The organism is Longimicrobiaceae bacterium (genome assembly GCA_035936415.1).
Classification (GTDB): domain Bacteria; phylum Gemmatimonadota; class Gemmatimonadetes; order Longimicrobiales; family Longimicrobiaceae; genus JAFAYN01.
Window position 1 is genome coordinate 1 of record DASYWD010000438.1, and the last position, 2,768, is coordinate 2,768.

General features: G+C 69.5%; 1 protein-coding gene and 1 riboswitch. The gene reads left to right on the forward strand.

Annotation, left to right across the window (positions count from 1 at the left end; all coding sequences use genetic code 11):
* Positions 1–77: 77 nt before the first annotated feature.
* A riboswitch (TPP riboswitch) is annotated at positions 78–179 on the forward strand.
* Positions 180–327: 148 nt separating this feature from the next.
* Positions 328–2,043 carry a phosphomethylpyrimidine synthase ThiC gene (thiC, locus tag VGR37_17895; protein ID HEV2149280.1) on the forward strand — a complete coding sequence of 572 codons (1,716 nt, stop codon included), beginning with the start codon at positions 328–330 and terminating at the stop codon, positions 2,041–2,043.
* Positions 2,044–2,768: the final 725 nt, after the last annotated feature.

Consider the following 2,768-nt stretch of genomic DNA (forward strand, 5'->3'; position numbering starts at 1 on the left):
CGCCTTGAGCGCCCGGCCCTCCGTCCGTTTCCGCGGGCGCCTTTTCACGACGGGCGCACCGCCTTACATTCCGTTCGCGTAGCCGCCAGGGGTATCCCGGCCGACCGGCCGGGATTGAGAGAGTCCCTTGGAACCTGATCCGGATCACACCGGCGTAGGGAGCGCGGCGTGTCGCAGCGACAGCGGGTGCTCCGTCCGTCTCCCCGGGCGTGCCCCTCACGTCCACGCGCCACCCGGCTTCCCGGGGGCGCGTTTTGTTTTGCGCGCCGCCCGGGGCCCGTCCCTGCCCGTACCGGATCCTCTCCCGCGCCGCTCAAGGAGGAGACGATGACCGACCGAGCCCGCCCCCAGACCTCCGCCGCCGGCGACTACGGCGACGCCTTCCCCAGTTCACGCAAGGTCTACGTGGAGGGCCGCCACGGCGTCCGCGTCCCCATGCGCGAGATCGCCCTGTCCGGGGGCGAGCCCCCGCTCCGCGTCTACGACACCAGCGGGCCCCTGGGCGGGGACGTGCGCCAGGGGCTGCCGCCGCTCCGGGCGGAGTGGATCCGCGCCCGCGGCGACACCGTGGAGACGGAGCGGACGTACCGCCCCGTCCCCGGCCGCAGCAGCACGGAGATCCCGGCGACGCTGCGCCGCCCCACGCTGCGCGGCACCGGGTGCGTCACGCAGATGGGATACGCGCGCCGCGGCGAGGTCACCCCGGAGATGGAGTTCGTGGCGCTGCGCGAGGGGATGGACCCGGAGCTCGTGCGCAGCGAGGTGGCGCGCGGGCGGGCCATCATCCCGGCCAACGTCAACCACCCGGAGCTGGAGCCGATGATCATCGGCCGCGGCTTCGCGGTGAAGGTGAACGCCAACATCGGCAACTCGGCCGTCACCTCGTCCATCGAGGAGGAGGTGGAGAAGCTGCGCTGGGCCACGCTCTGGGGCGCGGACACGGTGATGGACCTTTCCACGGGGAAGAACATCCACGAGACGCGGGAGTGGATCCTGCGCAACTCGCCGGTCCCCATCGGCACGGTGCCCATCTACCAGGCGCTGGAGAAGGTGGGCGGGGTGCCGGAGGAGCTGACCTGGGAGATCTACCGCGACACGCTGACCGAGCAGGCGGAGCAGGGGGTGGACTACTTCACCGTGCACGCGGGGGTGCTGCTGCGCTACGTCCCGCTCACCGCCAACCGGCTGACGGGGATCGTCTCCCGCGGGGGCTCCATCATCGCCAAGTGGTGCCTGGCCCACCACCGCGAGAGCTTCCTGTACACGCACTTCCGCGAGATCTGCGAGATCATGCAGGCGTACGACGTCGCCTTCTCCCTGGGCGACGGGCTGCGGCCGGGCTCCATCCGCGACGCCAACGACGAGGCGCAGTTCGCGGAGCTGCGCACCCAGGGCGAGCTGACGCGCATCGCCTGGGAGTACGACGTGCAGACCATGAACGAGGGGCCGGGGCACGTCCCCATGCACCTCATCAGGGAGAACATGGAGAAGCAGCTGGAGTGGTGCGACGAGGCGCCGTTCTACACGCTGGGGCCGCTCACCACGGACATCGCGCCCGGGTACGACCACATCACCAGCGGCATCGGCGCGGCGCAGATCGGGTGGTACGGCACGGCCATGCTCTGCTACGTCACGCCCAAGGAGCACCTGGGGCTCCCCAACCGCGACGACGTGAAGACAGGGGTCGTCACCTACAAGATCGCCGCGCACGCCGCGGACCTGGCCAAGGGGCACCCGCGCGCGCAGGAGTGGGACGACGCGCTCAGCAAGGCACGCTTCGAGTTCCGCTGGAGGGACCAGTTCAACCTGGCGCTGGACCCGGTGACCGCGCTGGCGTACCACGACGAGACGCTCCCGGCGGAGGGGGCAAAGGTCGCGCACTTCTGCTCCATGTGCGGGCCGAAGTTCTGCTCGATGAAGATCACGCAGGAGATCCGGGCGGCGGCGGAGGCGGGGATGCAGGAGAAGTCCAAGGAATTCAAGGAGATGGGCGGCGAGATCTACCTCAAGGAGGAGTTGCCCGCGCCGGCCGGCGGCGACTGAGCTGTGCCACAAGGTGTTCCGCATCTCGGGTAGATATCTCCGGGGGACGCCGCTGGTCGGCGTCCCCCGGGGTTGTAGTTGCACTTGTCGACGTCTCCCCGACGGCAGCATCAACGGCGATCATCGCCGCCGTGTTGAAGACCACCAGCGTCGCGCCCGAGCAGGCGGGCAGCCTCGCCGTTGCTTCCGTGCGCCACGACACCGGCATCCGTCCCAAACGCGATCCGCCGAGTCCGCCTCCAGGGCCTTCAAGGCCGTTGCGGCGGGGAGGGTACCCGAGCGCGCCTGTTTCGCGGCATGCTCCATTGCCATCAGCGTCGGCACCAGGAAGGTGCCTCGCATGCCGGCTCCGTTTGGGCCGAGCAGCCCGAACATGCCACGTGGCACGGTGAGACTGATGCTCCGGAGTGCGTGCACCCCATTGGCATAGGTCTCTGACACCCCTTCGATTCGGAGTTCCATGAGGCTGTCGGATGCAGAGAGTGTCTACTGGGCTCGATGTCCAGCCCCATCGGACCGGTCCACGCGGCCCCGTGGGGTGAACCGGGGCCGCGGGCGCGCAGAGTGAAAGCCAGGACGTGTTGACTAGAAGGCTGTTGAAAAAAGGCGCGCCGCCAGGGGCTGGGCAGTAGATTGGGCGCATCGCTCGGAGGCTCGTTCCCCCGGACCGGAGTCGACATGCTCGGACGCAACTCCTCGCAACCAGCCCTCTTCCAGATGGTGGA